Here is a 25,367-nt window from a genome sequence, read left to right as displayed (position 1 = left end):
GCCAGACAGTTCGCCGCTTTTCGGCGTTATGAATCAGGCAGTAGTGTGAGAGGGGTAAGCCGGTTGAGTAAAGCCGGACATGTGTCGCTTCGCAGGGCGTTGTATATGCCCGCAATGGTAGCCACCAGTAAGACTGAGTGGGGACGGGCGTTCCGCGACCGTCTGGCGGCTAATGGCAAGAAAGGAAAAGTGATTCTCGGCGCGATGATGCGCAAGCTGTCACAGGTGGCGTATGGAGTGCTGAAGTCAGGGGTGCCGTTCGATGCGTCACGGCATAATCCGGTAGCGGCGTAAAAATCGCGGAAGGGATGAAAAAAACAGCGCCTGACGGCGCTGTGTCTGGCATGCCTGCAATCCGGGAAACCGGACCAGGAAAAAACTTGCAGGCCATAACAGTATCTACGTGTTTTGGAATTTGTAGGCTCGATGCGCTGGTACGTACAGCCTGCAACTCACTGATGCCGTTTACGCAGGTTCTCAATTACCGTCGTTAAGTCCAGCTCCTGATCCTGCAACAACACCAGCAGGTGATACATCAAGTCAGACGCCTCGTTGGTCAGCTCAAAGCGATCATGTACCGTTGCTGCCAGTGCAGTTTCCACCCCTTCTTCACCCACTTTCTGTGCAATACGTTTGGTGCCGCTGGCATACAGTTTGGCGGTATAGGAGGTTTCCGGGTCGGCAGATTTGCGTTCGGCGAGCAGTTGTTCCAGTTGATAAAGGAACAGCCACTGGTGAGCGGTGTCGCCGAAGCAGCTGCTGGTGCCTTTGTGGCAGGTCGGGCCGATGGGATTCGCCAGCACCAGTAACGTGTCGTTGTCGCAGTCCGGGGCAATACTCACCACATTGAGAAAATTGCCCGACGTTTCGCCTTTGGTCCACAGTCGCTGTTTAGTGCGCGAGAAGAAGGTGACTTTGCCGCTTTCTATGGTTTTGTCTAAGGCTTCCGGATTCATATAGCCCAGCATTAACACTTCGCCGGATACCGCATGTTGCACAATCACCGGCATAAGTCCGTCGGTTTTTTCCCAGTCCAGTTCTCGACGTTGTTGTTCTGTTAACATATCCTGATCTCCACGCCCTGTGTTGCCAGGTACGCTTTTAATTCACCAATATTGATTATTTGTTTGTGGAATACGGAAGCTGCCAGCGCGCCGTCAACGTCGGCATCGCGGAAGGCTTCAAGGAAGTGTTCCATGGTGCCCGCGCCACCGGAGGCAATCAGCGGGACGTGGCAAACTTCACGCACTTTTTTCAGTTGTTCGAGGTCGTAACCGTTACGCACGCCGTCCTGATTCATCATGTTGAGGACGATTTCTCCGGCACCGCGTTTTTGCACTTCCTCTACCCAGTCGAGTGTTTCCCACTGAGTAACGCGGGTGCGGCTTTCGTCGCCGGTATATTGATTCACATGATATTTACCGGTTTCGCCGTCGTACCAGGTATCAATACCGACCACAATACACTGCACGCCAAAACGATCCGCCAGGCGAGTAATTAACGTCGGGTCCGCCAGCGCAGGAGAGTTGATGGAAATTTTATCCGCGCCAAAGGAAAGAATTTTCGCGGCATCTTCCAGAGACTTAATCCCACCCGCCACGCAGAACGGAATGTCGATCACTTCCGCCACGCGAGATACCCAGCTTTTATCTACCACACGGCCATCGCTGGAAGCGGTAATATCGTAGAATACCAGTTCGTCAGCGCCTTCTTCAGCGTAGCGTTTTGCCAGCGGCACGATATCGCCAATGATTTCATGGTTGCGAAACTGTACGCCTTTCACCACCTGACCATCACGAACGTCGAGACATGGGATTATGCGTTTTGCCAGCATGCGATGGCCTCCTTCACGGTGAATTTACCTTCCAGTAATGCACGACCAACTATTACGCCGCGCACGCCAGTGCCACGCAGGGCAGCAACATCGTTAATGTCACCAATGCCGCCGGATGACTGAAATGCCACCTGCGGATATCTGGCGCACACTTCTTCATATAAAGAGACGTTAGAACCTGCCAGCGTACCGTCGCGCGAGATATCGGTACACAGCACATGTTTCAGGCCGACGGGCAGATAGGTTTCCACCAGTTGTTCCAGCGACACACCCGAATTCTCTTGCCAGCCGCTGACTGCCACCTGCTTGTTGCCTTGCTCGTCAATACGGACATCCAGCGCCAGCACTAAGGCATCGGCACCGAAACGTTCAAACCAGCCTTTCACCATTTCTGGTGATTTCACCGCGGTGGAGCCGACCACCACGCGCGCAACGCCCGCTTCCAGTAACGCCGCCACGTCTTCTTCGCTACGCACGCCGCCGCCAACCTGCACCGGAACGTTAACGCCCGCGACCAGGGTTTTAATCAGCGGGATTTGACGTTTAGCCGGATCTTTTGCCCCGGTCAGATCCACCAAATGCAGCACTTCGGCACCCTGCGCGGCGTAATCCTGTAAGCGCGGTAGCGGGTCGTTACCGTAATCGCGCTGTTTGCCGTAATCGCCCTGATGGAGACGCACCACGGTGCCGTCGATTAAATCTAATGCCGGAATAATCATTACATCTCCAGGAAGTTTTTCAGCAACTTAGCGCCAGCGGCACCAGAACGCTCCGGGTGAAACTGCACGCCGTAGAAGTTATCTTTTTGTACCGCCGCGGTGAACGGTTCGCCGTAATTACACTGGGCGATGGTCCACGGATTGACCGGCATTGCGTAACTGTGAACAAAGTAAAAGTACGCGCCGTCTTCAATCCCCTGAAACAGGCGGTTGCCTGCCTGCGGGTAAACGCGGTTCCAGCCCATATGCGGCAGGGGCAGACCAAAGTCGGTCATTTTCGGCACGTCTTCGTCGATGATGCCCAGCAAATCGACGCCGTTGCTCTCTTCGCTGCGCCGCCCCAGCAATTGCATCCCTAAGCAGATGCCCAGCACCGGTTGGGTACAGGCTTTGATGAGATCAAACAGCTCGCGCTCACGCACCTGATCCATCGCTGCTTGTGCGGTGCCAACGCCGGGTAAAAATAGTTTATCGGCCAGCAACACGACGTCCGGGTCACGGCTGACTTTTGGTTCATAACCGTGGCGCGCAATGGCAGACTTCACCGAGTTCAGATTGGCGCAGCCGGTATCAAGGATCACCACGTTCATTACAGCACTCCTTTCGACGAGGGCAGGGTATCGCCTTCCACGCGGATGGCCTGGCGCAGGGTGCGACCAAAAGCTTTGAACAGGCTCTCTACACGGTGGTGATCGTTTTTACCTTTGGTTTTCAGGTGCAGGGTCACGCCCATGGTGTATGAGAGCGAACGGAAGAAGTGCTCGATCATTTCGGTGCTGAGATCGCCCACGCGCTGGTAGGTAAATTCGGCCTTATATTCCAGGTGCGGGCGACCAGAGATATCCAGTGCACAGCGGGCAAGGCATTCGTCCATCGGTAGCACAAAACCAAAGCGACAAATACCGCGTTTATCGCCGAGGGCAATTTTTAACGCTTCGCCCAGCGCCAGGCCGGTATCTTCGACGGTGTGGTGATCGTCGATATAGAGGTCGCCTTTGACGTTGATTTCCATACGGAAACCGCCGTGGGTGGCGATCTGATCCAGCATGTGATCAAAGAAGCCAACGCCGGTGTTAATCTTGCTGCCACCCTCGCGATCCAGCCACACCTGGACGTCAATTTGCGTCTCTTTGGTGTTGCGCACTACATGGGCGTAACGGTCTCGTTTAGTGAGTTGCTCGCCAATCATCGGCCAGTTCAGGGTTTCGCGGTCGTAGCGTAAACCATTAATGCCCATGTTTTCCGCCAGTTGAATATCGGTCGCGCGATCGCCAATCACATAACTATTGGCACGGTCCATCGCTTGCTCAGCCAGATAACGCTCCACCAGTTTTACTTTCGGCTTACGGCAGTCGCACTCATCTGCGGGCAGGTGCGGACAAATCAGCACTTCATCAAACTGCACGCCTTGTGAGGTGAAGATCTGCATCATCAGGTTGTGCGGGCCATCGAAATCCGCCTGCGGGAAACTTTGTGTTCCAAGACCATCCTGATTAGTGATCATCACCAGCTTGTAGCCCGCTTTTTGCAGCTTCAGCAGTTCCGGGATCACGCCCGGTTCAAAGGCGAGTTTGTCAAAACGATCCACCTGAAAATCACTCGGCGGTTCGCTAATCAGGGTTCCATCGCGATCGATAAAAAGATACTTCTGACTCATTAAACTTGCTCCGCACGTAAGGCGTCAATGACGCGCTGGCTTTCTTCACGGGTTCCGACGGTAATTCGCAGGCAGCCGCTTAAAGAGGGTTGTTTATTCTGATCACGTAAGATAATGCCCTGATCCCACAAAGATTTAAACACTGCGCTGGAGGCTTTAAAGCGCGCCAGAATGTAGTTGGTTTCAGAGTCGAAAACCTGCTCCACGCAGGGGATCTCTTTCAGTGCGGCAATCAGGTATTCACGTTCAGCAATAATTTGCGCCACTCGTTCGCGCATGGCGACGATTCCCTGCGGGCTTAACGCCTGGGCCGCAATGTCGGCAACCGGCGTTGAGAGCGGGTAGGGGGCGATCACTTTCATTAGCAGGTTGATGACTTCTTCGTTTGCCAGCGTAAATCCGCAACGAAGCCCCGCCAGAGCAAAAGCTTTCGACAGTGTGCGCAAAATAGCCAGGTGCGGATATTCCGCCAGCCAGCCAGCCAGCGATGCCTGCGGGCAAAACTCGATATAGGCTTCATCGGCAACCACAATCGCTTTACCGCGCGTTAACTCCAGCAGGGTGCGAAAATCCTGCGGGTTGATCAGTTGCCCGGTCGGGTTATTGGGGCTGCAAACATAGACCACTTTTACGCCGTCCAGCTTGTCGGAAACGCCCTGTAAGTCCAGTTGCCAGTTGTCCAGCGTCGGCACTGTGCGGCACTCGACGCCAATGGTTTCAGCGCTGACGCTGTACATGCCGTACGTTGGCGGGCAGTAGAGGATGGCGTCTTTACCCGGTTCGCAAAAAGCGCGAACCAGCAGTTCAATACCTTCGTCCGCGCCACGGCTGACCAGCACCTGCTCCGGTTTTACGTCTGCATACTGCGCGTAATTTTCAATCACCGCTTTCGGCTGGCATTCCGGGTAGCGGTTGAGCGTTTGCTGAGTAAGCTGAAACTCCACGGCAGTGGGGTATTCGTTGGCGTTCAGCCAGACATCGCCGTTACCGCCCAGACGACGCGCTGACTGATACGGCGTCAGGTTGCGGACGTTTTCACGCGCTAAATCGGTAATAGTCACGGTGCTCATGCTTGCTCCTTAAGGGCGTTAACACGCAAAGTAACGGCATTTTTATGGGCGGTCAGGCGCTCGGCGGCGGCCAGTGTTTCTATGGTCGAAGCCAGCACAGAAAAGCCTTCTTTCGACAGTTCCTGCACGGTCATGCGCTTCTGGAAATCCGCCAGCCCGAGGCTGGAACAGGTGGCGGTGTAACCGTAAGTCGGCAGAACGTGGTTGGTGCCGGAGGCGTAATCACCTGCCGATTCCGGTGACCAGTCACCAAGAAATACCGAACCGGCGCTGGTGATGCTATCGACCAGTTCGCGGGCGTTGCGGGTCTGAATGATCAGGTGCTCCGGGCCGTACTGGTTAGAGATCTCTACGCACTGCGCTAAATCGTTGGTCACGATCAGGCGGCTGGCGCTCAGTGCCTGACGTGCGGTTTCAGCTCTCGGCAGTTCTGCCAGCTGGCGTTCGACAGCTTCGGCAACGCGACGCGCCATATCAGCATCGGGCGTCAGTAAAATCACCTGTGAGTCCGGGCCGTGTTCAGCCTGGGAGAGCAAATCAGAAGCCACGAAATCCGGCGTAGCGCCGCTGTCAGCAATCACCAGCACTTCCGACGGGCCTGCGGGCATATCGATCGCCGCACCGTCAAGACGCTGGCTAACCTGACGTTTTGCTTCGGTGACAAAGGCGTTGCCTGGCCCGAAGATCTTGTCCACTTTCGGCACAGATTCAGTACCAAACGCCAGTGCGGCAATGGCCTGTGCGCCGCCGACGTTAAATACGTCCTGCACGCCACACAGTTGCGCCGCGTAAAGAATTTCATCGGCAATCGGCGGCGGTGAGCACAACACCACTTTATTACAGCCGGCAATACGTGCCGGAGTTGCCAGCATTAATACCGTTGAGAATAGCGGGGCGGAGCCGCCAGGAATATACAAACCAACAGAAGCCACCGGACGCGTGACCTGCTGGCAACGCACGCCTGGCTGAGTTTCTACATCAACCGGCGGCAGTTTTTGCGCAGTGTGGAAGGTTTCAATATTCTTTACTGCCACTGCCATCGCCTGTTTCAGCTCGTCGCTCAGGCGTTCGCAGGCGTCGGCAATTTCCTCAGCAGACACCTTCAGTGCGGTAACCGTGGTTTTATCAAACTTCGCGCTGTATTCCCGCAGGGCGTCATCACCGCGTGCTTTCACGTTATCGAGAATATCGTTAACAGTGCGGGTAATGCTTTCAGAAGCGGAGATCGCCGGGCGCATTAACAGCTGGCGTTGTTGCTCTGCAGTACAGCTATTCCAGTCAATGATTGTGTTAAAGCTCATGGCGATCACTCCATCATCTTCTCAATCGGCAGGACCAGGATTGAACTGGCACCCAGCGCTTTCAGTTTTTCCATCGTTTCCCAGAACAGGGTTTCGCTACTGACCATGTGCATCGCTACGCGCTGTTGGTCACCCGCCAGCGGCAGAATAGTTGGGCGTTCGGCACCTGGCAGCAGGGCGATGACTTCATCCAGACGTTCAGTCGGTGCGTGCATCATGATGTATTTTGATTCGCGCGCCTGGATCACACCCTGAATACGGGTCAGCAGTTTGTCGATCAGTTGCTGTTTGGATTCTTCCATTTCGCCATCGCGCTGGATCAGGCAAGCTTTCGAGCGGTAGATAACTTCGACTTCGCGCAGGCCGTTAGCTTCCAGCGTGGCACCGGTGGAAACCAGATCGCAAATCGCATCCGCCAGTCCGGCACGCGGGGCGACTTCAACAGAACCGTTCAGTAAGCAGGATTTAAAAGAGATGCCTTTCTGGTCGAGATAACGCTTGAGCAGGTGAGGATAAGAGGTGGCGATACGTTTACCATTTAAGGAGAGCGGGCCATCCCAGGCTTCATCAACCGGCGTTGCCAGCGAAAGGCGGCAGCCGCCGAAATCCAGTCGACGCAGGGTAAAGTAGCGCGGATCTTCACCCTGAGCGCGGCGGTTAAGCAGCTCTTCTTCCAGCACGTTTTCGCCGATAATCCCAAGGTCTACCACGCCGTCCATTACCAGACCGGGAATGTCGTCGTCACGCACGCGCAGAATATCAATCGGCATGTTTTCTGCCATCGCGATCAGGCGCTGGGTGTGAAGATTAATTTTAATGCCACAGCGCGCCAGCAATTCGCGTGAGTCATCACTTAAACGGCCGGATTTCTGCATAGCTATGCGTAAACGAGTGTTGTCTGTCATTTTCTTATTCCTCTTTAAACCTGTCTGAACCGTTATCAACCGCGCAATAAAAAAGCCCCCGGAAGGTGATCTTCCGGGGGCTTTCTCATGCGTTCATGCACCACTGGAAGATCTGAATGTCTTCCAGCACACATCGCCTGAAAGACTAGTCAGGATGATGGTGATGATGGTGGTGTTTAAATTGAACGCGTGTCATAAAAGTCTCTGTGAATGTTTATTCAACTGATGTCTTTTAACCTAAACCACTTTCACGTTAGAAAGCAAGGGCTTTTTTATATATTTTGTGGCGATGGATTTGTTTAATGAATGAGCGGGGAAAGGAGGGGCTAAGAGGACTGTCCTCTAACCTGACGGCACCATATTAGCGAAGCCTGGATTTTTCGTCACACTGACAATGTCTTGATCTACAAACTAATTAATAAATAGTTAATTAACGCCCATCATTGTACAATGAAATGTACAAAAGAGGAGATTGACATGCGTACAATTAGCTACAGCGAAGCGCGTCAGAATTTGTCGGCAACAATGATGAAAGCCGTTGAAGATCATGCCCCGATCCTTATTACTCGTCAGAATGGAGAGGCTTGTGTTCTGATGTCACTCGAAGAATACAACTCGCTGGAAGAAACGGCTTATCTACTGCGTTCCCCCGCTAACGCCCGTAGATTGATGGACTCAATTGATAGCCTGAAATCAGGCAAAGGAACGGAAAAGGACATTATTGAGTGAAACTAATCTGGTCTGAGGAATCATGGGATGATTATCTGTACTGGCAGGAAACAGATAAGCGAATTGTTAAAAAAATCAATGAACTTATCAAAGATACCCGCAGAACGCCATTTGAAGGTAAGGGGAAACCAGAACCCCTGAAACATAATTTGTCAGGCTTCTGGTCCCGACGCATTACAGAGGAGCACCGTCTGGTATACGCGGTTACTGACGATTCACTGCTCATTGCAGCATGTCGTTATCATTATTGAAGAGATTCATTCATAGAATGAATTGTCAGTTTTGATACGCTGGCGTAGCCTTATAGATCTAAGGTGTATCAGGAGAAAACGGATGAAAAAGGTCGCAATTGTCGGGTTAGGGTGGTTAGGCATGCCGCTGGCGATGTCACTTTCAGCGAAAGGCTGGCAAGTCACCGGGAGTAAAACTACACAAGATGGCGTAGAAGCGGCCCAAATGAGTGGCATTGATAGCTATCTGCTTCGCATGGAGCCCGATTTAGTTTGCGACTCTGACGATCTGGATGCCCTGATGGATGCTGACGCGCTGGTGATTACGCTTCCGGCACGCCGCAGCGGCCCCGGCGATGAGTTCTATTTACAAGCAGTGCAGGAGCTGGTGGATAGCGCGCTGGCTCATCGTATTCCCCGCATTATTTTTACCAGCTCAACGTCTGTCTATGGCGACGCACAAGGTACGGTGAAAGAAACCACTCCGCGTAATCCGCTGACCCATAGTGGACGAGTGTTAAAAGAACTCGAAGACTGGCTGCATAACTTACCTGGTACTTCGGTTGATATTTTGCGTCTTGCGGGGCTGGTCGGGCCAGGGCGTCATCCCGGACGCTTCTTTGCCGGGAAAACCGCGCCAGACGGTGAACATGGTGTGAATTTAGTTCACCTGGAAGATGTTATTGGCGCTATCACACTGTTGTTACAGGCACCTAAAGGCGGACACATCTATAATATATGTGCGCCAGCTCACCCTGCGCGCAATGTTTTCTATCCGCAGATGGCCCGTTTACTGGGGCTGGAGCCTCCGCAGTTCAGAAATAGCCTGGACAGCGGCAAAGGTAAAATTATTGATGGTAGTCGGATCTGTAATGAACTGGGATTTGAATACCAGTATCCCGATCCGCTGGTAATGCCGCTGGAGTAAACCATCACGCCAGCAGGACGCCGCATACACTGCAAGGGGGCGTGTATGAAACCACTGCTGGATGTGTTGATGATCCTCGATGCCTTAGAAAAAGAGGGCAGTTTTGCGGCGGCGTCGGCCAAACTCTATAAGACGCCGTCCGCTCTGAGTTACACCGTTCACAAGCTGGAAAGCGACCTTAATATTCAATTACTCGATCGCAGCGGTCACCGCGCTAAATTTACCCGCACCGGAAAAATGTTATTAGAGAAGGGGCGGGAAGTTCTCCACACTGTCCATGAACTGGAAAAACAAGCGATCAAACTCCATGAAGGCTGGGAAAATGAACTGGTGATTGGTGTTGATGATACCTTTCCCTTTTCACTGCTTGCGCCACTTATTGAAGCCTTTTATCAACATCACAACGTCACGCGTCTGAAGTTTATCAATGGCGTTCTCGGCGGTTCCTGGGAGGCCCTGACCCAGGGCAGGGCCGATATTATTGTTGGCGCTATGCATGAACCACCCTCTTCCAGCGAATATGGTTTCTCTCGGTTGGGCGATCTGGAGCAAGTTTTCGCGATTGCTCCTCATCATCCGCTAGCTCTTGAAGAGGAACCGTTAAATCGCCGTATCATTAAACGCTATCGGGCGATTATCGTGGGTGATACTGCGCAGGCTGGCGCATCTACGGCATCACAACTTCTCGACGAACAAGAGGCCATTACCGTATTTGATTTTAAAACCAAACTGGAATTACAAATCAGCGGTCTTGGTTGCGGTTATTTACCGCGCTATCTGGCGCAACGTTTTCTCGATAGTGGTGCGTTAATTGAGAAGAAAGTGGTTGCGCAATCCCTCTTTGAACCCGTATGGATTGGATGGAATGAACAAACCGCAGGGCTTGCCAGTGCGTGGTGGCGTGATGAGATTTTAGCAAATAGTGCTATTGCTGGTGTTTATGCAAAATATGATGACGGAAAATCAGCCATTTAAATAAAAAATTATATGACAAGCCTCTCATTCTCTTGTCATTTACCCCCCATTTAGGCACAATGCGCCGCTGTCAAAAAATGACTAAAAACCGACGTTTCATCCGCGTCGGTTATTTTTTGCTTCAAACCAATCATTCATACCAAGAGGCCGGGCTTCGTACCGGATAGATATTTACTAAAAATCGACAGTTGTTGTCGCTGAGGAATCCAAAAAAATGGGGCAATTTTTTGCTTACGCGACGGTTATCACCGTAAAGGAGAATGACCATGTCGCATAACGTTACTCCAAACACCTCTCGCGTGGAATTGCGTAAAACGCTTACGTTAGTTCCGGTTGTAATGATGGGTCTTGCCTATATGCAGCCGATGACGCTGTTTGATACTTTTGGTATCGTTTCAGGCCTCACGGATGGTCATGTGCCGACAGCCTATGCGTTCGCATTGATTGCGATCCTGTTTACGGCTCTGAGCTACGGGAAGCTGGTTCGCCGCTATCCTTCTGCTGGCTCTGCATACACTTACGCCCAGAAATCCATTAGCCCGACGGTTGGCTTTATGGTGGGTTGGTCTTCTCTGCTCGACTATCTGTTCGCGCCGATGATCAACATTCTGCTGGCGAAAATCTATTTTGAAGCTCTGGTGCCTTCTATCCCATCGTGGATGTTTGTGGTGGCGCTGGTGGCCTTTATGACCGCCTTTAACCTGCGTAGTCTGAAATCCGTAGCGAACTTCAACACCGTAATCGTGGTGTTGCAGGTAGTGCTGATCGCGGTGATTCTGGGCATGGTTGTTTATGGCGTATTTGAAGGTGAAGGCGCTGGTACGCTGGCGAGCACGCGTCCGTTCTGGTCTGGCGATGCGCATGTTATCCCGATGATTACCGGTGCGACGATCCTGTGCTTCTCCTTTACCGGCTTTGACGGCATCAGCAACTTGTCGGAAGAAACCAAAGATGCAGAGCGCGTGATCCCGCGTGCGATTTTCCTGACCGCGCTGATTGGCGGCATGATCTTCATCTTTGCAACTTACTTCCTGCAACTGTACTTCCCGGATATCTCTCGCTTTAAAGATCCGGATGCATCACAGCCTGAAATCATGCTGTACGTTGCGGGCAAAGCGTTCCAGGTTGGCGCGCTGATCTTCTCCACCATTACCGTACTGGCGTCCGGTATGGCGGCGCACGCAGGCGTAGCGCGTCTGATGTACGTAATGGGTCGTGACGGCGTGTTCCCGAAAAGCTTCTTCGGTTATGTACACCCGAAATGGCGTACTCCGGCGATGAACATTATCCTGGTTGGCGCGATTGCTCTGCTGGCAATCAACTTTGACCTGGTAATGGCAACGGCGCTGATTAACTTTGGTGCGCTGGTGGCGTTCACCTTCGTTAACCTGTCGGTTATCTCGCAGTTCTGGATCCGTGAGAAGCGTAACAAGACGCTGAAAGATCACTTCCAGTATCTGTTCCTGCCGATGTGTGGTGCACTGACCGTTGGTGCGCTGTGGGTTAACCTGGAAGAAAGCTCAATGGTTCTGGGGCTGATCTGGGCGGCTATCGGTCTGATTTACCTGGCTTGCGTGACTAAGAGCTTCCGTAACCCGGTTCCGCAGTACGAAGACGTTGCATAATCTTTAAAGCCGGATGACATAATCATCCGGTAAATCTAAAAAAGCCGGAGTTTATCGCTCCGGTTTTTTTGTTTCAGACGATCTCTTCCGCGTACTGCCAAAGCGCTTTTAACAGCGCTACTTTCTCTTTGTCATCGGCATATTGTTGTGCCAGCATCTGCAATTCATCAGCATAACCTTGCAAAAATTCTGCGGTGAAGACCTGACGGCGGTGCTCCAGCCAGCGTTGCTGCTCGGCGTAATCCAGCGTCCCCGGGAAGTTACGCGCCCGATAATTGAACAACAGTTTCTCAATACGTTTATCGACAAAGGTGATATCCAGTGCCGGTAAATTACGCGGCTCGGTTTCCAGGACAATTTTCATTGCTGCGCGATCGGCGTCACTGAAAAAGCCATTATAGAGCTGTGCATCGACGTTATCTGAAGGTGTAAATGGTTCGGCTTCAGCAAATATCGCCACTACTTTTTCGCGGACTTGCGGGTTATCACGCAGAATTTTCAGGTTATCGAGACAATGCTGACGATTAATTCCTAACCTGTCGGCATCTTCCGGGCGCAGCGTATTCGCCTGCGCCAGCACCGGGCATTTATTGATATGCACCAGCTTAACCGGGACTGCGGCGTTATCGCCCAGATCGGCCTTTGCGGTGTACAGACGCTCGCGCAGCGTGTCGCTGTCCAGCTCCAGGAGTGGCGAGATATCTCCCGCCAAATCCACCATAATCACGGCATTGCGATTTTCAGGATGCCACGCCAGTGGCGCCACCCAGCTGGTATTGCCGCGCCATGCGCCAAACATACCGGAAACATGTACCAGCGGTTTCATCTGCGGCACATCAATCAACGCCGTCAGTTTGTGCTTATTACGATGGGTAAAGAGATAATCAAACAGGCGTGGTTGACGTGTTTTCACCAACTTCGCCATCGCAATAGTGGCGTACACATCGGCCATCGCATCGTGGGCGTTGCTATGTTCAATACCATTAGCTTTGGTTAAATGTTCAAGTCGAAAGCTCGGTAAACCATCTTCATTTTCAGGCCAGTTAATCCCCTCCGGGCGCAGGGCATAACAGGCACGCATCACGTCAAGCAGATCCCAGCGAGAGTTATCCTGCTGCCAACTCCAGGCATAGGGATCGTAAAAATTACGATAAAAGATATTGCGCGTCACTTCGTCGTCAAAACGCACATTGTTGTAACCAAGAATACAGGTCTTCGGTACGGTAAAAAGCGAGTGAATACGGGCGGCAAAGGCAGCTTCGTTTTCCCCTTTTGCACGCGCTTCCTGTGGTGTGATTCCGGTAATTAACACCGCCCCTGGCTGGGGTAAATAATCGTCCGCAGGCTTACAGTAAAAGACTTCAGGTTCGCCGATAATATTGAATTCGCTATCAGTGCGAATGGCGGCAAACTGCGCAGGGCGATCTAACGCGGGGTGCGTGCCAAAGGTTTCGTAATCATGAAACAAAAAGGTAGATTGTTGCTTACCGTCATTCATCGTTAGGTTAAATCCGTTATTTCTGTTGTATGCCAGAGTATCAAATATCACCGTGCTAATCAGCTTTAGAGCGATATTTTGGCTGCGTGTGGAAACAGATAATGTCAGATTAAAATGAGATAACTGTCACATTTTCTTGCACTTTATTCCAGCCAGTTCATCAGGATTTCCGTAAAAAGAACAGCTATTGGAAACACCTGAGGATTTGCTGTTGAAACGCCGTCTTATTATTGCTGCTTCTTTGTTCGTTTTTAATTTATCGTCTGGTTTTGCGGCGGAAAATATTCCCTTTTCACCCCAACCTCCGGAGATTCATGCGGGATCATGGGTTTTGATGGATTACACAACCGGACAGATCCTCACGGCGGGTAATGAGCACCAACAACGTAACCCTGCCAGCCTGACTAAGCTAATGACGGGCTATGTTGTCGATCGCGCTATCGATAGCCATCGCATAACACCAGACGATATTGTCACTGTGGGACGCGATGCGTGGGCGAAAGATAATCCTGTTTTTGTCGGTTCTTCTCTGATGTTTTTGAAAGAGGGCGATCGCGTATCGGTACGTGATTTAAGCCGTGGATTAATTGTGGATTCCGGCAATGACGCCTGTGTGGCGCTTGCGGATTATATTGCCGGGGGGCAACGGCAGTTCGTCACAATGATGAACAATTACGCTGAAAAGTTGCATTTACAGGATACCCATTTTGAAACAGTTCACGGTCTGGATGCGCCGGGCCAGCATAGCTCAGCTTATGATTTAGCTGTGCTTTCTCGCGCCATCATCCACGGCGAACCTGAGTTTTACCATATGTACAGCGAAAAAAGCCTTACCTGGAACGGCATCACCCAGCAAAACCGAAACGGGCTATTGTGGGATAAAACCATGAACGTTGACGGCCTGAAAACCGGACATACATCCGGGGCCGGGTTTAATCTCATTGCTTCGGCTGTGGATGGGCAACGCCGTCTCATTGCAGTGGTAATGGGGGCCGATAGCGCAAAAGCTCGCGAAGAAGAGGCTAGAAAATTACTGCGTTGGGGGCAGCAAAACTTTACTACGGTGCAAATTTTGCACCGTGGGAAAAAGGTCGGTACGGAACGCATCTGGTATGGTGATAAAGAAAACATCGCACTGGGAACGGAACAAGAGTTCTGGATGGTGCTGCCGAAAGCGGAGATCCCTAATATCAAAGCAAAATATACCCTTGATGGTAAAGAACTAACTGCGCCAGTTGCTGCTCACAAGCGGGTAGGGGAAATTGAGCTGTACGACCGCGATAAATTGGTTGCGCATTGGCCATTGGTTACCCTGGAGTCTGTCGGTGAAGGCGGTATGTTTTCCAGATTGAGCGATTATTTCCACCATAAATCCTGACCTTTATTTAGCGCCGACTGGCAGGAGTGCGAGTCTGCTCGCATAATCAACACTCATTCCTTGTGGTATTTACATTGCAAAATACACTGTACAAAAAAACAGTGTATGTGGAGGCGTCATGAACTACGAGATTAAGCAGGAAGATAAACGTACCGTTGCAGGTTTCCATCTCGTTGGCCCGTGGGAACAAACGGTGAAGAAAGGTTTTGAGCAGTTGATGATGTGGGTAGACAACAAAAAAGTTGTGCCTAAGGAATGGATCGCCGTCTATTACGATAACCCAGATGAAACACCCGCCGAAAAGTTACGTTGTGACACGGTGGTTTCCCTAGAGAACAACTTCACTCTACCGGAAAACAGTGAAGGCGTGATCCTGACGGAAATCTCCGGTGGGCAATATGCGGTTGCCGTTGCTCGCGTAGAAGGCGATGATTTTTCTACGCCATGGTATCAGTTTTTTAATACTCTCTTGCAAGACAGTGCTTATCAGATGTCACCTAAGCCCTGTTTCGAAGTTTATCTTAATAACGGAGCGGAAGACGGCTATTGGGATATTGAAATGTATGTCGCAGTGCAGCCGAAAATGGGTTAATGCTGGTGCAACAACAGGGTGTCAACCTGATTGCTTCGCTGTTTTTCGTCATGTAAAAGGGTAAAATTGACCTTCAGACTTCTGATAATCCCTTCGGGAATGTTCCTGATTACTTTTTGTAAGTCGGCTGGACACCTGGTTTAGTGTCTGGCCGCGGTAATCGTTCTGAGTTAACTTTATCCTTATTTAACGGAGTTCCAGCGTGCGAGCTGATAAGTGCCTTAGTCCGTTTGAAATTCGTGTGTACCGTCATTACCGTATCGTGCATGGTACTCGCGTCGCACTAGCATTCCTGCTGACTTTTCTCATTATTCGCCTGTTTACTATCCCGGAAAGCACCTGGCCACTGGTCACTATGGTGGTGATCATGGGGCCTATCTCGTTTTGGGGTAACGTCGTCCCTCGAGCATTCGAACGTATTGGCGGTACGGTGTTCGGCTCGATTTTAGGTCTTATAGCCCTGCAACTGGAGTTAATTTCGTTACCTCTGATGTTGGTCTGGTGCGCGGCGGCGATGTTCCTTTGCGGCTGGTTGGCGCTGGGCAAGAAACCTTATCAAGGCTTATTGATTGGCGTGACGCTGGCGATTGTTGTTGGTTCCCCGACAGGTGAAATTGATACCGCATTATGGCGAAGCGGCGATGTGATCCTCGGCTCCCTACTGGCAATGGTTTTTACTGGCATCTGGCCGCAGCGAGCCTTCATCCACTGGCGTATTCAACTGGCGAAAAGCCTTACCGAATATAACCGGGTTTACCAATCAGCATTTTCACCGAACCTACTGGAACGCCCACACCTGGAAAGCCATCTGCAAAAACTCCTGGCTGATGCCGTGAAAATGCGTGGGCTGATTGCACCCGCCAGCAAAGAAACCCGTATTCCAAAATCGATATATGAAGGTATCCAGACGATTAACCGTAATCTGGTTTGTATGCTGGAGCTGCAAATCAATGCTTACTGGGCCACGAGGCCCAGTCATTTCGTGCTACTGAATGCGCAAAAACTGCGCGACACACAGCAAATGATGCAGCAAATAGTGCTGACTCTTGTTCATGCCCTGTACGAAGGTAATCCACAGCCGGTTTTTGCTAATACAGAAAAACTGAACGATGCTGTGGAAGAGTTGCGCCAGTTGCTCGCTAATCATCATGATCTGAAAGTCGTTGAGACGCCGATTTATGGCTATGTATGGCTAAACATGGAAACGGCGCATCAACTGGAGTTGCTGTCAAATCTGATTTGTCGGGCTTTGCGCAAATAAATTCCGACCTTCAGAATCAAATTGCTGCTGCTTCGATTCAGCAAGGATAAAGGGTATGATAGTGAATAGGGATAAAAGCATTGTCATCTGCGGCAGCTATGAGTAATGTTGGCCCTAACGAATAGCGGTTGCTTAAACGAATCCGACTCTCACATTATCAGGGGTATAAAAATGGAAACTACCAAGCCTTCATTCCAGGACGTGCTGGAATTTGTTCGTCTGTTCCGCCGTAAGAACAAACTGCAACGTGAAATCCAGGACGTTGAGAAAAAGATCCGTGACAACCAGAAACGTGTCCTGCTGCTTGACAACCTGAGCGACTACATCAAACCTGGTATGAGCGTTGAAGCAATTCAGGGCATCATCGCCAGCATGAAAGGCGACTATGAAGATCGTGTTGATGATTACATCATCAAAAATGCTGAGCTCTCCAAAGAACGCCGCGATATCTCCAAAAAGCTGAAAGCTATGGGCGAAATGAAAAACGGCGAAGCGAAGTAATTTCTACTTTATTCAATGAGGATTGCCGGGCAATCCTCATTGTTCATTGATTCTTTTCTCACTGTTGTAAGTCATCATTCCCATCTCATAACATTTTGAAATTTCTGGCTTAACGACAGCCTTCTTCTGTATGTAATAAGGCAAGAAGTTCTGCAACCCCTATGTTATTTACCGCACTGGTCACTAACACCTTTCGTGCTCCAGCTTCCCGTAGCCAGCATTTCACCAAAGATATCTGTTCTTCACTGGCTAAATCCACTTTGGTGACTATTCCAATAACTGGACGATTCATTGACGTGGTAAAACCAGGTGAAAAAGGTGACCACGGTGCGTCCGCATTAAGCACCAGCGCGATAATGTCTGCTTCACAGGCGCTGACCAGCAGCGCACTGTAAAGACTGCGGTTTTCGAGGTATTCCCCGGGAGTGTCAATGGTGGCCGGTGACCAGACGATGGCCTGCGTTTTCTGATACTGAATATTCTCCCCGCGCAGGCATTGCGTGAGTGACGTTTTTCCGCACTGGCTGGGTCCGATGAGCATCATACGTTGCATCGAGTCAGGTCCGGGTAATGGGGCAGGCGGTAAAGCGCATCATTTCGCCCAGCGTGCGGGTAACCTGGCTAAGTGCATATTCGATAGCAGAAACATCGCCAGTCAGAACTACCGCGCCGGTAAAACGATCAAGAAAACCAATCTCTACAGCGCCTGATTTTGTAGCGATATCACATGCGATGATAGATGCTTCGCTGGGGGTAATCGTCAGAATGCCAATAGCGGAAACGGTGTCCGGTAAGCCTAATTTTTTAAACAGATCCTTTCCAGGATTTGCAATAACATGTGCCAGCGTGACCTGTTTACCGGGGACATATTCCTGAATCATTCGTTCAGTCGTGTGCTGAGTTGACATTATCCCTCCACCATCTGACGCCACATGGCTTCATGCGGACGGGCAATTACTGAGCGATAGACCAACAAACCTTTTTCCCCCGCTCGCTCGCTGGCGACAGATACCGCGTTATTAACATCAGAAATATCGCCTGCCACTACCATGTAGCATTTACCGCCAATACCAAAGGCCATATGTACCCGTACGAGCGTGACGTTTGCCGCTTTCACTGCACAATCGGCAGCGTCAATGCAGGCCGCTACACTCCAGGTTTCGACTACACCGACAGCCCGTCGCTGGTCAACATGGTTCAGACCGCTGATTGCGGGCAGGATAGTGGGATGAATATTAGGAAGGACCAGACTGTCGACCAGCATTTCACCTGCAAGGGAAGCGCCGCTGTTGATGGCCTGCTGTACTGCACCGACATCGCCGCCGAGCATCAGCAGAAATTTACCGGGGCAAAGCGTTTTGCTGACCAGTAATTCAACGTTGGCGCTTTTCAGCATGGTATCGCCGGTTTCCATCCCTTTCGCGATACTACTAAGTTCTAAAATACCTATCGCTTTCGACATGGTTAACCTCTCACAAGCGTAATCGCGTTTTCTGTCACATCGCTGACCATGCCATCAATACTGGCATGAATAGGGGCACCTAATGTGCCGTGTGGAATTTGCCCCACGCATTGCCCACGAACGACGCAATCGCCTTTTTGTACACATGGAATTGCGCTGGCACCGATGTGCTGGCGTAACAATAGTGTCACTTTTTCGGGTTGTGGTACGTGTTCAGACAATGGCGCGTCCTGATACCACGGGGTTAAGCCCAATCTGGTTACCAGCCGTTTTACGGGAATCAGCCGATAATTTGCCATGGCATCCTCAGGATTTAAGGCACCTTCGTAGCGGAGATTTTTGGCGCGTAATTCCTGCTTAAGCAGGCGGTTTATGCGCATGGGTGAAATACCTACCGGGCAGGCAACGCTGGCGCAGACGTTGCACTCCGAACAGGTGAGCGCTGTCATTAACAGTTGCGGTGTAGCGAGCTGTTGGTAGTTAACTGCACGTACTAACAAATGCGGTGACAGTTCGTGACCAATTAAATGGCGTGGACAGAGATCGGTACATAAGCGGCATTGTTCACAAACGGTTTTCGCGACGGCAAGTATGCTGCGGTCATCCTGCATTCGACGCTGGATCAGTGAATGAGAGTTGGGTAAAACCAGCAAGCCGCCAGTGGTTTTGCTGACTGGCGTATCGAGCGATGTGATCAAACTCCCCATCATCGGACCGCCATTGATAAAACCAGGATTATCTACCGTTGCGCCTCCCGCCAGCGCCAGTACCTCGCGTAAAGACATTCCAATGGGGACGGTCACCGTTATTGGTTTCGCAACCGCACCATTAATGGTTAGCGTGCGGCGCGTTACTGGATACTGTTGCTCAACGGCTCTGGCAATATTGAGTACGGTCTGGACGTTATTGACGACTACGCCGACGCTAACGGGTAACGCAGCGGGTGGAACACGGCGACCTGTTGCCATCCAGATGGTCAGCACTTCGTCTCCTGCGGGGTAAACGTCGGGCAAAATATGCAGACGGATATCCGGCGGTAGCAGTGGTGTGAGGGCGTTTATTGCCAGTTGATATTTCTCTTTCAGCGCGATGATTCCGCTACTGGCCCCGGTGGCTTTCATCGCGTAGTGAACGCCGCGAAGCAGGCGACTGGCTTGCTGCGCCATTAACTGCTGGTCCACTTTCAACATTGGTTCGCATTCCGCCGCATTCACCAGGAACGTATCAACACGTGCTTGTAGCTTGATATGTGTCGGAAAGCCAGCCCCACCAGCACCAACAACGCCTGCTGCTTGTACTCGCTCGTGGATCGTCTGACCGTCGCAGGATGTAAACTCGACGTTCATAACAACTCCTCAAGCAGTTCGGCAATAGCATTGGCATCAGCCACACGTGGGTTGGTACGCAATGTCGCATCCGCCAGCGCCGCCTGAACCATATCGGGAATACGTGATGACCATTCTGCTCTTTTTTCTTTCAGAGCATTGGCGAGAGTCGGTATTGAACACGCTTTTTTGAGCTGTTCAATATGTTGAATGAGTGCATTCAGGCTTGCGGTGTCATTGGCATTGTCCGGGCATAAATGACACGTTTTAGCCAGCCGGGCGTAGCGTTTGGCGGCGCGAGGATCGCCAGCATTAAAACGAATAACTGACGTCAGCAGGAGCGCATTCGCCAGACCGTGGGGCAAATGAAACTGCCCACCGAGTTGATGGGCAATCGCATGATTTAATCCCAGTCCGGCCTGGCTAAAGGCAATTCCTGCAAGTGTAGAGGCATTATGCATTTTACCGCGGGTGGCAAGACAATCGCCTTTCTTCACTGCCGTGGGCAGGTAACGAAAAACAATTTGCACGGCTTTTTCGACCAGTGCATCCGTGAAGTCGCTGGCGCGGGGAGAAACATAGCCTTCAAGCGCATGGGTTAAAACATCCATTCCAGTATTGGCTGTTATTGCCGGTGGCACGCTGACGACCAGAGATGGATCAAGGATCGCGATATCCGGATAAAGTTCATTATCGAAAAGGGGATATTTAATCCCCTTCTCAGGATCGCTGATGACACAGGCGCTGGTCACTTCTGAACCAGTGCCGCTGGTAGTGGGGATGGCTACGCAGGTTTCAATTTCGATAGCACACTGGCGACTAAACCAGACAATCGCTTTTGCAGCGTCCAGTGCAGAGCCGCCGCCAAAACCGATAACCACATCCGGGCGTAAAGTTTGCATCTGAGTGATGCCTTTTACCACTGTCTGGATAGTTGGATCGGGCGTTATTTCGCTAAAAATACTGAGGCGATTGCTGTCGGGTAGCGCCAGGCGCAAGGTATCAATCAACGGTGATCGCGCCAGAAAGGCGTCGCAAATAATCCAGATGTGCCTATTCGTGAAACGGCTAAGTACTTTGAGACTTCCCGGTCCGCTGTATAAACGCGTCTGCAGTGAAAAAGTATTCATTTCCGTTTCTCTAGCGAATGGAAAAGCCGCTGGTTAATACACAGCGTCGTGAGCGGGCAAAAGTCCGGGCTGACGTTGTCCCTTCTCCGGTCGGTGTAGCAATGGTGAAGGTCGTAAAGCCTTCGCCGCCGACCCCAATACCCGCCCAGGAAGGACCGTTTTTGACAAAGATTGAAGTTTGCATAACGCGCGCGGCAAGGTTGAGCCGTGAGATGTTCTGCGAGTGCATGATTGCGGTGTGATGCAAACTGTCTTCTACATTCAGCGCAAGTGTGAGGGCGCTATCAAAATCGTTGACCTTCACAATGGGTAGCATTGGCATGAGTTGTTCGCTGGTAACCCAGCTATCATCGGCGTCAACAACGGCAATCAGCAAGCGGGGCGCTTTTGCTGGCAAAGGGAGGCCTGCGGCTTCCAGCAAGGCTGATGGACTTTTGCCGACCAGTTTTTTGTTGGCCACGCCGTCTGGCAGGCAAACAGCACGCAATTTTTCAGTTTGTTCATGGTTAAGAAGAAGGGCGCCAAAACTTTGCATCTGCTGAATTAAATAATCTGCCACTGAGGTCACGACGATCAGGCTTTTTTCAGCGATACACGGCAGGTTGTAATCAAATGAGGCTCCGTTGATGATGTCTTCGGCAGCTTTCACAATATCTGCCGTTTCATCGACGATGCAGGGGGGATTACCCGCACCGGCACCAATCACTTTCTTGCCACTTTTCATTCCCATGGCGACGATACCCGGACCACCGGTAATCGCCAGAACGCTGATTTTAGGGTGCACCATCATCTGTTCGGTTGCGGCAAAGGTCGGTTCAGATACAGTAACGATCAGGTTATGAATGCCACTACAGCGAAACGCGATGTCTTCGATTATGGCGATCAATTTCAGCGAGACGTTTTGGGCTCCCGGGTGTGGACTGAAGTAGACGCTATTACCAGCTGCCAGCATGCTGATGCTGTTGTTAATGATGGTTTCCGTGGGATTGGTACTTGGCGTGACCGAGCCAATAACTCCAAACGGGGAGTATTCAAACAAAACCATGCCACCATCACCGGTCAGTGCGGTGGTGGTTAAATCTTCAATTCCAGGTGTGTTATCGAGCGCCGCTTTGTTTTTTAAGTACTTATCTTCTTTATTTCCCATTCCCGTTTCGTTAGCGCTCTCTTCCGCCAATTCTGTAAGACGTGGCGTTAATTCTTCGCGAATAGCGCTGATAATGGCGCTGCGAGTCTTAAGCGGACACTGTTGAAAGCGCAAAAAGGCCTGGTGTGCAGCGCCGATAGCTTCATCGACAGTCTGGAAAATACCGTTTTTTTGCGTTTGTGATGTCGTGGGGACTAGCTGCTCGCGCAGAATATTGCGGATCAGTGTTTCTAATTCAGAGTTATTCATTGGTTTTCTCCCACGTTAATTGCCGTCATTGCGCTTTGGGCAATATCCATGTCTTGTTCAACGCTACCACCACTAATCCCAAGCCCTCCAAGCAATATTCCGTCACGCCAGAGGGGGAAGCCGCCACCAAAAGTGACGACTTTGCCTTGCATATGGCTTTCTAGCCCGTAAAGTGGCGCCCCCGGTTGCACGGTATCCGTAAGCTTGTGTGTTGCCGTTTTCATCGCCACGGCGGTCCAGGCTTTTTTCGGTGCCAGTTCACTGCTAACCAGCAGTGCATCAGGCATCCGCCAGGTAACACTTTCTGTTCCGTTGGCATCGACAATGCTGATAACAACGGGAATATGCAGTTCATCCGCACGCATTGCCGCGCTACGGATGAGCTGATGAAGATCCTGAAAAGTGAGCGACATCGTGCGTTCCTTCAATGCTGAAGTGTGGTTGGCTTCGTGATAACGTTTTGTGATTTCCTGAATCATCAGGTTCTGATGAGCAACGTTGTCTTCCACGCGGGCGAGGGCATACAGGCAATCGGAAAGTCGGTTGATATAGTGCAATAAAACATGGCGGACGCTGGATTCCGTTGTCAGTTCAACCAGGCGTCTTTCAGCCCGCCGGGCTACCGTGCGCGCGAAATGCATGCGGCTCGCGGCTTCACAACGTCCAGGCAGAATGAAGCAGTGAACTGGAGGAACAGCGCTCATTGCGCTATCGATCGCTTTTTCAAGTGCGGCAATTTCTTCCGTACTGATGTAACGCTGCTGCGCTGATGGCTGTTCGCTTTCACTGGCGAGCTCGGCGCTAAACCAAAATATCTGTTGCTGAATGGCTTCCAGTAATATGCGATGGCTTTCGATGGCGGTGGCGCAATAACACAGACTGAGTGTCGCGTTCAGTTCATCCAGTGTGCCGTAGGCTTCGACGCGTAGATGAGTTTTACTCACGCGTTGTCCGGTAAATAGAGACGTACTTCCTGAATCACCTGTGCGGGTATAAATCGCCATCTTTCAACTCCTTAGCGCGAAATCGTATCTACAATGCCGACCACTGCCAGGTCGATGGCTTCGTTGGGGCCGCTAAAAACATGTCTGGCGCTGGAGCCACTGCTGAGGAGTACCAACTCACCGACGCCAGCGCCAACTGAATCAACAGCAACTTCGTCGCCAGTTAATGGCGTGAGAGGCAATTCGCCGTCAGCACTGACCCGGCGAACCAGCAGCAGTTTTTTCCCGACCAGGGAAGGTGATTTTTGCGTGGATACCACCGCGCCAGTGACTCGAGCCAGATGCATGGGTTACTCCTGCCTGATTAACTGAATGTTTCGGGTCATTGCCGCTTCACGCGCAAGTGCGGTCACACAGCATTTCCGTTGCAACACCACTATCCCTGCGCATAACTGCACTACGTCGGCATAACTTAAAAGTTGACCACGATGAAGGTAGATCGGTTGTCCTTGTTCGTCGCACCAGGTTAGCGGTAGATGGGCGAGATGCTTCAATTTGATGGCGTTCAGGAAATGACTCTGCAACGACAATTGAATGTGTATTCCCCAGGCTAACGCCTCGTGAATGTGGATTACCGCTCGATCTGACGTTTCGTTCTCCGCAAGTTGTCGCAGCAACGGTAAATCGACGAATCGAATTTGTAACGAAGCATACTGATGAACTATCTCGTGAACGCTGGCTGCTCGCAGTTGCGAAACCGTCAGCACGAGTGTTTTCCCCGCACGTTGTTTCAGGCGAAAAATCACTTCTTCAACAATGTGTTGCATCAGTTTGTTATTCATGGCACCGACACCAGCGTGGCAAAAACGTCAGGATTATCAGCGCCTGCGGCGTTGGCCTCGTCGGTATCAATATGCATTTCAAGGCGCATATCTGGTGAGACGCGAACAGCAACGTTATCGAATATCAGTCGTCGTTCATTACCTTCAATGGCGACCGCCACTTTATCGCCATGTGTAACGCCATAAATCAGGGCATCAAGCGAAGACATATGAATGTGCCGTTGTGCGACAATAACGCCAGAAGCGATTTCCAGCTCTGCAAACGGGCTTATCAGACGAATCCCCGGTGTGCCGCTGAGATCGCCAGACATACGTAGCGGGGCGGTGATCCCTAATGTTCTGGCGTCAGTCCGGGAAATCTCCACCTGGCTTGAGTTACGTAGTGGCCCTAACAAGCGAACGTTGTGTAATTTGCCTTTTGGTCCCACTAGCGTAACAACCTGTTCAGCAGCGAATTGACCAGGTTGCAGTAATGACTTTTTCTCGCTGATCGGTTGTTCAGGAAAAAGGCGCACATAATCCGCCGTTGAAAGATGAATATGGCGACTGGAAACGCCCAGTGGGATAGGGCGCTCGCGCATTTCATCCAGAACCTGGCTAACAGTCTCCTGCAAGGTTTGTTTATCCATTGCTACTCCCCTCGCTTATCAGAGTGCAGACAAAGTGAACGTGGCTCACCTTTTTGCCGTTGACACGCGGGATCAAGACACAAATTACAGCTGATAATCTCTGAGGGGGCGACTGTTGCTGGCGTTTCGCTTACTGCCACCGTCATATTCATTGCTTCTGTTGGGCGGGGCAGTATTCCCTCACCCGGGCGGGCAATCACTTTGTGTGCGACGAGGCCATTTCGCTGTTCGGCGAAACTGGCACCCGTCGCGATCGCCGCATTAACCGAGGCGACGTCACCGGTGATTTTAATGAGCGTCCAGCCTGAGCCATTGGTCTTCTCAAGGCCAACCAGCGTGATGGACGCGGCTTTTGCCATAGCATCTGCGCAACTGATGGCGAGTGCCAGACCACTGACTTCAAGTAATCCCAGTGATTGCTTCACGCTGTGCTCCT

General features: G+C 51.3%; 32 protein-coding genes and 1 other annotated feature. Of the genes, 11 read left to right on the top strand and 21 right to left on the bottom strand.

The window, feature by feature from the left end; all coding sequences use genetic code 11:
* On the top strand, window positions 1–294 hold a 294-nt coding region (locus FEK47_RS03205), incomplete at its 5' end, for a transposase (RefSeq protein ID WP_138183098.1).
* Window positions 295–452: 158 nt separating this feature from the next.
* Here the strand turns inward: FEK47_RS03205 and hisIE are convergent.
* From hisIE to hisL, 9 genes are all read right to left on the bottom strand, one after another.
* The gene (gene hisIE, locus FEK47_RS03195; protein ID WP_135487595.1) at window positions 453–1,064 is read right to left on the bottom strand and encodes a bifunctional phosphoribosyl-AMP cyclohydrolase/phosphoribosyl-ATP diphosphatase HisIE; all 612 of its coding nucleotides are present in this window, start codon (window positions 1,062–1,064) and stop codon (window positions 453–455) included.
* Window positions 1,058–1,834, bottom strand: a complete 777-nt coding sequence (gene hisF, locus FEK47_RS03190) for an imidazole glycerol phosphate synthase subunit HisF (protein WP_000880192.1) — start codon at window positions 1,832–1,834, stop codon at window positions 1,058–1,060. Before hisF ends, hisIE begins: the two co-directional genes overlap by 7 nt.
* Window positions 1,816–2,553, bottom strand: coding sequence for a 1-(5-phosphoribosyl)-5-[(5-phosphoribosylamino)methylideneamino]imidazole-4-carboxamide isomerase (gene hisA / locus FEK47_RS03185; RefSeq protein WP_000586449.1), 738 nt, complete (start codon window positions 2,551–2,553; stop codon window positions 1,816–1,818). The genes hisF and hisA overlap by 19 nt, the downstream gene beginning before the upstream one ends.
* Window positions 2,553–3,143: an imidazole glycerol phosphate synthase subunit HisH gene (hisH, locus tag FEK47_RS03180; RefSeq protein ID WP_001103560.1), complete on the bottom strand. Its 591-nt coding sequence runs from the start codon at window positions 3,141–3,143 to the stop codon at window positions 2,553–2,555. Before hisH ends, hisA begins: the two co-directional genes overlap by 1 nt.
* Window positions 3,143–4,210, bottom strand: a complete 1,068-nt coding sequence (gene hisB, locus FEK47_RS03175) for a bifunctional histidinol-phosphatase/imidazoleglycerol-phosphate dehydratase HisB (protein WP_000080093.1) — start codon at window positions 4,208–4,210, stop codon at window positions 3,143–3,145. Before hisB ends, hisH begins: the two co-directional genes overlap by 1 nt.
* Window positions 4,210–5,280, bottom strand: coding sequence for a histidinol-phosphate transaminase (gene hisC, locus FEK47_RS03170; RefSeq protein ID WP_138183096.1), 1,071 nt, complete (start codon window positions 5,278–5,280; stop codon window positions 4,210–4,212). Before hisC ends, hisB begins: the two co-directional genes overlap by 1 nt.
* Window positions 5,277–6,581 (bottom strand): histidinol dehydrogenase, encoded by a 1,305-nt coding sequence (gene hisD / locus FEK47_RS03165; protein WP_135487597.1) that lies wholly within the window; start codon window positions 6,579–6,581, stop codon window positions 5,277–5,279. Before hisD ends, hisC begins: the two co-directional genes overlap by 4 nt.
* A 5-nt stretch (window positions 6,582–6,586) precedes the next feature.
* Window positions 6,587–7,486 carry an ATP phosphoribosyltransferase gene (gene hisG, locus FEK47_RS03160; protein ID WP_000131782.1) on the bottom strand — a complete coding sequence of 300 codons (900 nt, stop codon included), beginning with the start codon at window positions 7,484–7,486 and terminating at the stop codon, window positions 6,587–6,589.
* Between the two features lie 46 nt (window positions 7,487–7,532).
* Window positions 7,533–7,656 (bottom strand) — a sequence feature (His leader region).
* On the bottom strand, window positions 7,632–7,682 hold the full coding sequence (gene hisL / locus FEK47_RS03155) for a his operon leader peptide (protein WP_001364200.1): 51 nt from the start codon (window positions 7,680–7,682) through the stop codon (window positions 7,632–7,634). (Overlaps the previous feature by 25 nt.)
* Before the next feature lie 281 nt (window positions 7,683–7,963).
* Here hisL and yefM point away from each other — a divergent pair, with 281 nt between their 5' ends.
* From yefM to plaP, 6 genes are all read left to right on the top strand, one after another.
* Complete coding sequence (gene yefM / locus FEK47_RS03150; RefSeq protein WP_001259255.1) at window positions 7,964–8,215, top strand: YoeB-YefM toxin-antitoxin system antitoxin YefM; 252 nt, start codon at window positions 7,964–7,966, stop codon at window positions 8,213–8,215.
* Window positions 8,212–8,466 carry a type II toxin-antitoxin system mRNA interferase toxin YoeB gene (gene yoeB, locus FEK47_RS03145; protein ID WP_000767829.1) on the top strand — a complete coding sequence of 85 codons (255 nt, stop codon included), beginning with the start codon at window positions 8,212–8,214 and terminating at the stop codon, window positions 8,464–8,466. The genes yefM and yoeB overlap by 4 nt, the downstream gene beginning before the upstream one ends.
* Window positions 8,467–8,548: 82 nt before the next feature.
* Window positions 8,549–9,373 (top strand): SDR family oxidoreductase, encoded by an 825-nt coding sequence (locus FEK47_RS03140; RefSeq protein ID WP_135487598.1) that lies wholly within the window; start codon window positions 8,549–8,551, stop codon window positions 9,371–9,373.
* A 45-nt stretch (window positions 9,374–9,418) separates the two neighbouring features.
* Entirely contained in the window at window positions 9,419–10,348 is a 930-nt protein-coding gene (locus FEK47_RS03135) for a LysR substrate-binding domain-containing protein (RefSeq protein WP_130216377.1), read from the top strand.
* Window positions 10,349–10,562: 214 nt separating this feature from the next.
* Window positions 10,563–10,625, top strand: a complete 63-nt coding sequence (gene yoeI / locus FEK47_RS03130) for a membrane protein YoeI (protein ID WP_010723108.1) — start codon at window positions 10,563–10,565, stop codon at window positions 10,623–10,625.
* A complete protein-coding gene (gene plaP / locus FEK47_RS03125) occupies window positions 10,615–11,973 on the top strand; it encodes a putrescine/proton symporter PlaP (RefSeq protein ID WP_000019197.1) in 1,359 nt (452 codons plus the stop codon). The genes yoeI and plaP overlap by 11 nt, the downstream gene beginning before the upstream one ends.
* Before the next feature lie 73 nt (window positions 11,974–12,046).
* On the opposite strand, the gene sbcB is transcribed toward plaP, so the two are convergent.
* On the bottom strand, window positions 12,047–13,471 hold the full coding sequence (gene sbcB, locus FEK47_RS03120) for an exodeoxyribonuclease I (RefSeq protein ID WP_135487599.1): 1,425 nt from the start codon (window positions 13,469–13,471) through the stop codon (window positions 12,047–12,049).
* A gap of 211 nt (window positions 13,472–13,682) precedes the next feature.
* Between sbcB and dacD the strand changes: the two genes are divergently transcribed.
* From dacD to FEK47_RS03100, 4 genes are all read left to right on the top strand, one after another.
* The gene (gene dacD / locus FEK47_RS03115; protein WP_135487600.1) at window positions 13,683–14,849 is read left to right on the top strand and encodes a serine-type D-Ala-D-Ala carboxypeptidase DacD; all 1,167 of its coding nucleotides are present in this window, start codon (window positions 13,683–13,685) and stop codon (window positions 14,847–14,849) included.
* Between the two features lie 118 nt (window positions 14,850–14,967).
* The gene (gene sbmC, locus FEK47_RS03110) at window positions 14,968–15,441 is read left to right on the top strand and encodes a DNA gyrase inhibitor SbmC (RefSeq protein WP_130216383.1); all 474 of its coding nucleotides are present in this window, start codon (window positions 14,968–14,970) and stop codon (window positions 15,439–15,441) included.
* A gap of 202 nt (window positions 15,442–15,643) precedes the next feature.
* A complete protein-coding gene (locus tag FEK47_RS03105; protein ID WP_135405056.1) occupies window positions 15,644–16,702 on the top strand; it encodes an FUSC family protein in 1,059 nt (352 codons plus the stop codon).
* A 171-nt stretch (window positions 16,703–16,873) separates the two neighbouring features.
* A complete protein-coding gene (locus FEK47_RS03100; RefSeq protein WP_000450409.1) occupies window positions 16,874–17,203 on the top strand; it encodes a DUF496 family protein in 330 nt (109 codons plus the stop codon).
* Window positions 17,204–17,312: 109 nt separating this feature from the next.
* On the opposite strand, the gene FEK47_RS03095 is transcribed toward FEK47_RS03100, so the two are convergent.
* The 11 genes from FEK47_RS03095 to FEK47_RS03045 are packed head-to-tail and all read right to left on the bottom strand — an operon-like array spanning window position 17,313 to window position 25,356.
* Complete coding sequence (locus tag FEK47_RS03095; protein WP_135487601.1) at window positions 17,313–17,756, bottom strand: EutP/PduV family microcompartment system protein; 444 nt, start codon at window positions 17,754–17,756, stop codon at window positions 17,313–17,315.
* A gap of 4 nt (window positions 17,757–17,760) precedes the next feature.
* Entirely contained in the window at window positions 17,761–18,111 is a 351-nt protein-coding gene (pduU, locus tag FEK47_RS03090; RefSeq protein WP_130208681.1) for a propanediol utilization microcompartment protein PduU, read from the bottom strand.
* On the bottom strand, window positions 18,111–18,665 hold the full coding sequence (gene pduT / locus FEK47_RS03085; RefSeq protein WP_135487602.1) for a propanediol utilization microcompartment protein PduT: 555 nt from the start codon (window positions 18,663–18,665) through the stop codon (window positions 18,111–18,113). Before pduT ends, pduU begins: the two co-directional genes overlap by 1 nt.
* A gap of 2 nt (window positions 18,666–18,667) precedes the next feature.
* Entirely contained in the window at window positions 18,668–20,011 is a 1,344-nt protein-coding gene (locus FEK47_RS03080; protein WP_135487603.1) for a 4Fe-4S dicluster domain-containing protein, read from the bottom strand.
* Window positions 20,008–21,120, bottom strand: a complete 1,113-nt coding sequence (locus FEK47_RS03075; protein ID WP_135487604.1) for a 1-propanol dehydrogenase PduQ — start codon at window positions 21,118–21,120, stop codon at window positions 20,008–20,010. Before FEK47_RS03075 ends, FEK47_RS03080 begins: the two co-directional genes overlap by 4 nt.
* A 10-nt stretch (window positions 21,121–21,130) precedes the next feature.
* A complete protein-coding gene (gene pduP / locus FEK47_RS03070; protein WP_130257604.1) occupies window positions 21,131–22,516 on the bottom strand; it encodes a CoA-acylating propionaldehyde dehydrogenase PduP in 1,386 nt (461 codons plus the stop codon).
* Window positions 22,513–23,520, bottom strand: coding sequence for a two-domain cob(I)yrinic acid a,c-diamide adenosyltransferase PduO (pduO, locus tag FEK47_RS03065; RefSeq protein ID WP_130222289.1), 1,008 nt, complete (start codon window positions 23,518–23,520; stop codon window positions 22,513–22,515). The genes pduP and pduO overlap by 4 nt, the downstream gene beginning before the upstream one ends.
* An 11-nt stretch (window positions 23,521–23,531) precedes the next feature.
* On the bottom strand, window positions 23,532–23,807 hold the full coding sequence (locus FEK47_RS03060) for a EutN/CcmL family microcompartment protein (RefSeq protein ID WP_130208669.1): 276 nt from the start codon (window positions 23,805–23,807) through the stop codon (window positions 23,532–23,534).
* Between the two features lie 3 nt (window positions 23,808–23,810).
* The gene (gene pduM, locus FEK47_RS03055) at window positions 23,811–24,302 is read right to left on the bottom strand and encodes a microcompartment protein PduM (RefSeq protein WP_138183095.1); all 492 of its coding nucleotides are present in this window, start codon (window positions 24,300–24,302) and stop codon (window positions 23,811–23,813) included.
* Window positions 24,299–24,931, bottom strand: a complete 633-nt coding sequence (locus FEK47_RS03050) for a phosphate propanoyltransferase (RefSeq protein ID WP_135405071.1) — start codon at window positions 24,929–24,931, stop codon at window positions 24,299–24,301. Before FEK47_RS03050 ends, pduM begins: the two co-directional genes overlap by 4 nt.
* 2 nt (window positions 24,932–24,933) lie before the next feature.
* Window positions 24,934–25,356: a BMC domain-containing protein gene (locus FEK47_RS03045; RefSeq protein WP_205713533.1), complete on the bottom strand. Its 423-nt coding sequence runs from the start codon at window positions 25,354–25,356 to the stop codon at window positions 24,934–24,936.
* Window positions 25,357–25,367 lie beyond the last annotated feature (11 nt).

This window comes from Escherichia sp. E3659 (assembly GCF_005781135.1).
Taxonomy (GTDB): domain Bacteria; phylum Pseudomonadota; class Gammaproteobacteria; order Enterobacterales; family Enterobacteriaceae; genus Escherichia.
Note: the sequence above shows the minus strand (reverse complement) of the source record. Positions and strands in the feature narration are given on the sequence as shown.

Excerpts from the sequence above, each read along its gene's own strand:
- FEK47_RS03140 (WP_135487598.1), top strand. The coding sequence starts at position 8,549 with ATGAAAAAGGTCGCAATTGTCGGGTTAGGGTGGTTAGGCATGCCGCTG.
- hisH (WP_001103560.1), bottom strand. The coding sequence starts at position 3,143 with ATGAACGTGGTGATCCTTGATACCGGCTGCGCCAATCTGAACTCGGTG.
- yefM (WP_001259255.1), top strand. The coding sequence starts at position 7,964 with ATGCGTACAATTAGCTACAGCGAAGCGCGTCAGAATTTGTCGGCAACA.
- FEK47_RS03075 (WP_135487604.1), bottom strand. The coding sequence starts at position 21,120 with ATGAATACTTTTTCACTGCAGACGCGTTTATACAGCGGACCGGGAAGT.
- sbcB (WP_135487599.1), bottom strand. The coding sequence starts at position 13,471 with ATGAATGACGGTAAGCAACAATCTACCTTTTTGTTTCATGATTACGAA.
- FEK47_RS03095 (WP_135487601.1), bottom strand. The coding sequence starts at position 17,756 with ATGCAACGTATGATGCTCATCGGACCCAGCCAGTGCGGAAAAACGTCA.
- hisA (WP_000586449.1), bottom strand. The coding sequence starts at position 2,553 with ATGATTATTCCGGCATTAGATTTAATCGACGGCACCGTGGTGCGTCTC.
- hisF (WP_000880192.1), bottom strand. The coding sequence starts at position 1,834 with ATGCTGGCAAAACGCATAATCCCATGTCTCGACGTTCGTGATGGTCAG.
- hisG (WP_000131782.1), bottom strand. The coding sequence starts at position 7,486 with ATGACAGACAACACTCGTTTACGCATAGCTATGCAGAAATCCGGCCGT.
- pduO (WP_130222289.1), bottom strand. The coding sequence starts at position 23,520 with ATGGCGATTTATACCCGCACAGGTGATTCAGGAAGTACGTCTCTATTT.
- hisIE (WP_135487595.1), bottom strand. The coding sequence starts at position 1,064 with ATGTTAACAGAACAACAACGTCGAGAACTGGACTGGGAAAAAACCGAC.
- FEK47_RS03060 (WP_130208669.1), bottom strand. The coding sequence starts at position 23,807 with ATGCATCTGGCTCGAGTCACTGGCGCGGTGGTATCCACGCAAAAATCA.
- pduM (WP_138183095.1), bottom strand. The coding sequence starts at position 24,302 with ATGAATAACAAACTGATGCAACACATTGTTGAAGAAGTGATTTTTCGC.
- pduP (WP_130257604.1), bottom strand. The coding sequence starts at position 22,516 with ATGAATAACTCTGAATTAGAAACACTGATCCGCAATATTCTGCGCGAG.
- FEK47_RS03080 (WP_135487603.1), bottom strand. The coding sequence starts at position 20,011 with ATGAACGTCGAGTTTACATCCTGCGACGGTCAGACGATCCACGAGCGA.
- sbmC (WP_130216383.1), top strand. The coding sequence starts at position 14,968 with ATGAACTACGAGATTAAGCAGGAAGATAAACGTACCGTTGCAGGTTTC.
- hisD (WP_135487597.1), bottom strand. The coding sequence starts at position 6,581 with ATGAGCTTTAACACAATCATTGACTGGAATAGCTGTACTGCAGAGCAA.
- hisB (WP_000080093.1), bottom strand. The coding sequence starts at position 4,210 with ATGAGTCAGAAGTATCTTTTTATCGATCGCGATGGAACCCTGATTAGC.
- hisC (WP_138183096.1), bottom strand. The coding sequence starts at position 5,280 with ATGAGCACCGTGACTATTACCGATTTAGCGCGTGAAAACGTCCGCAAC.
- pduU (WP_130208681.1), bottom strand. The coding sequence starts at position 18,111 with ATGTCAACTCAGCACACGACTGAACGAATGATTCAGGAATATGTCCCC.
- pduT (WP_135487602.1), bottom strand. The coding sequence starts at position 18,665 with ATGTCGAAAGCGATAGGTATTTTAGAACTTAGTAGTATCGCGAAAGGG.
- FEK47_RS03100 (WP_000450409.1), top strand. The coding sequence starts at position 16,874 with ATGGAAACTACCAAGCCTTCATTCCAGGACGTGCTGGAATTTGTTCGT.
- FEK47_RS03135 (WP_130216377.1), top strand. The coding sequence starts at position 9,419 with ATGAAACCACTGCTGGATGTGTTGATGATCCTCGATGCCTTAGAAAAA.
- plaP (WP_000019197.1), top strand. The coding sequence starts at position 10,615 with ATGTCGCATAACGTTACTCCAAACACCTCTCGCGTGGAATTGCGTAAA.
- FEK47_RS03050 (WP_135405071.1), bottom strand. The coding sequence starts at position 24,931 with ATGGATAAACAAACCTTGCAGGAGACTGTTAGCCAGGTTCTGGATGAA.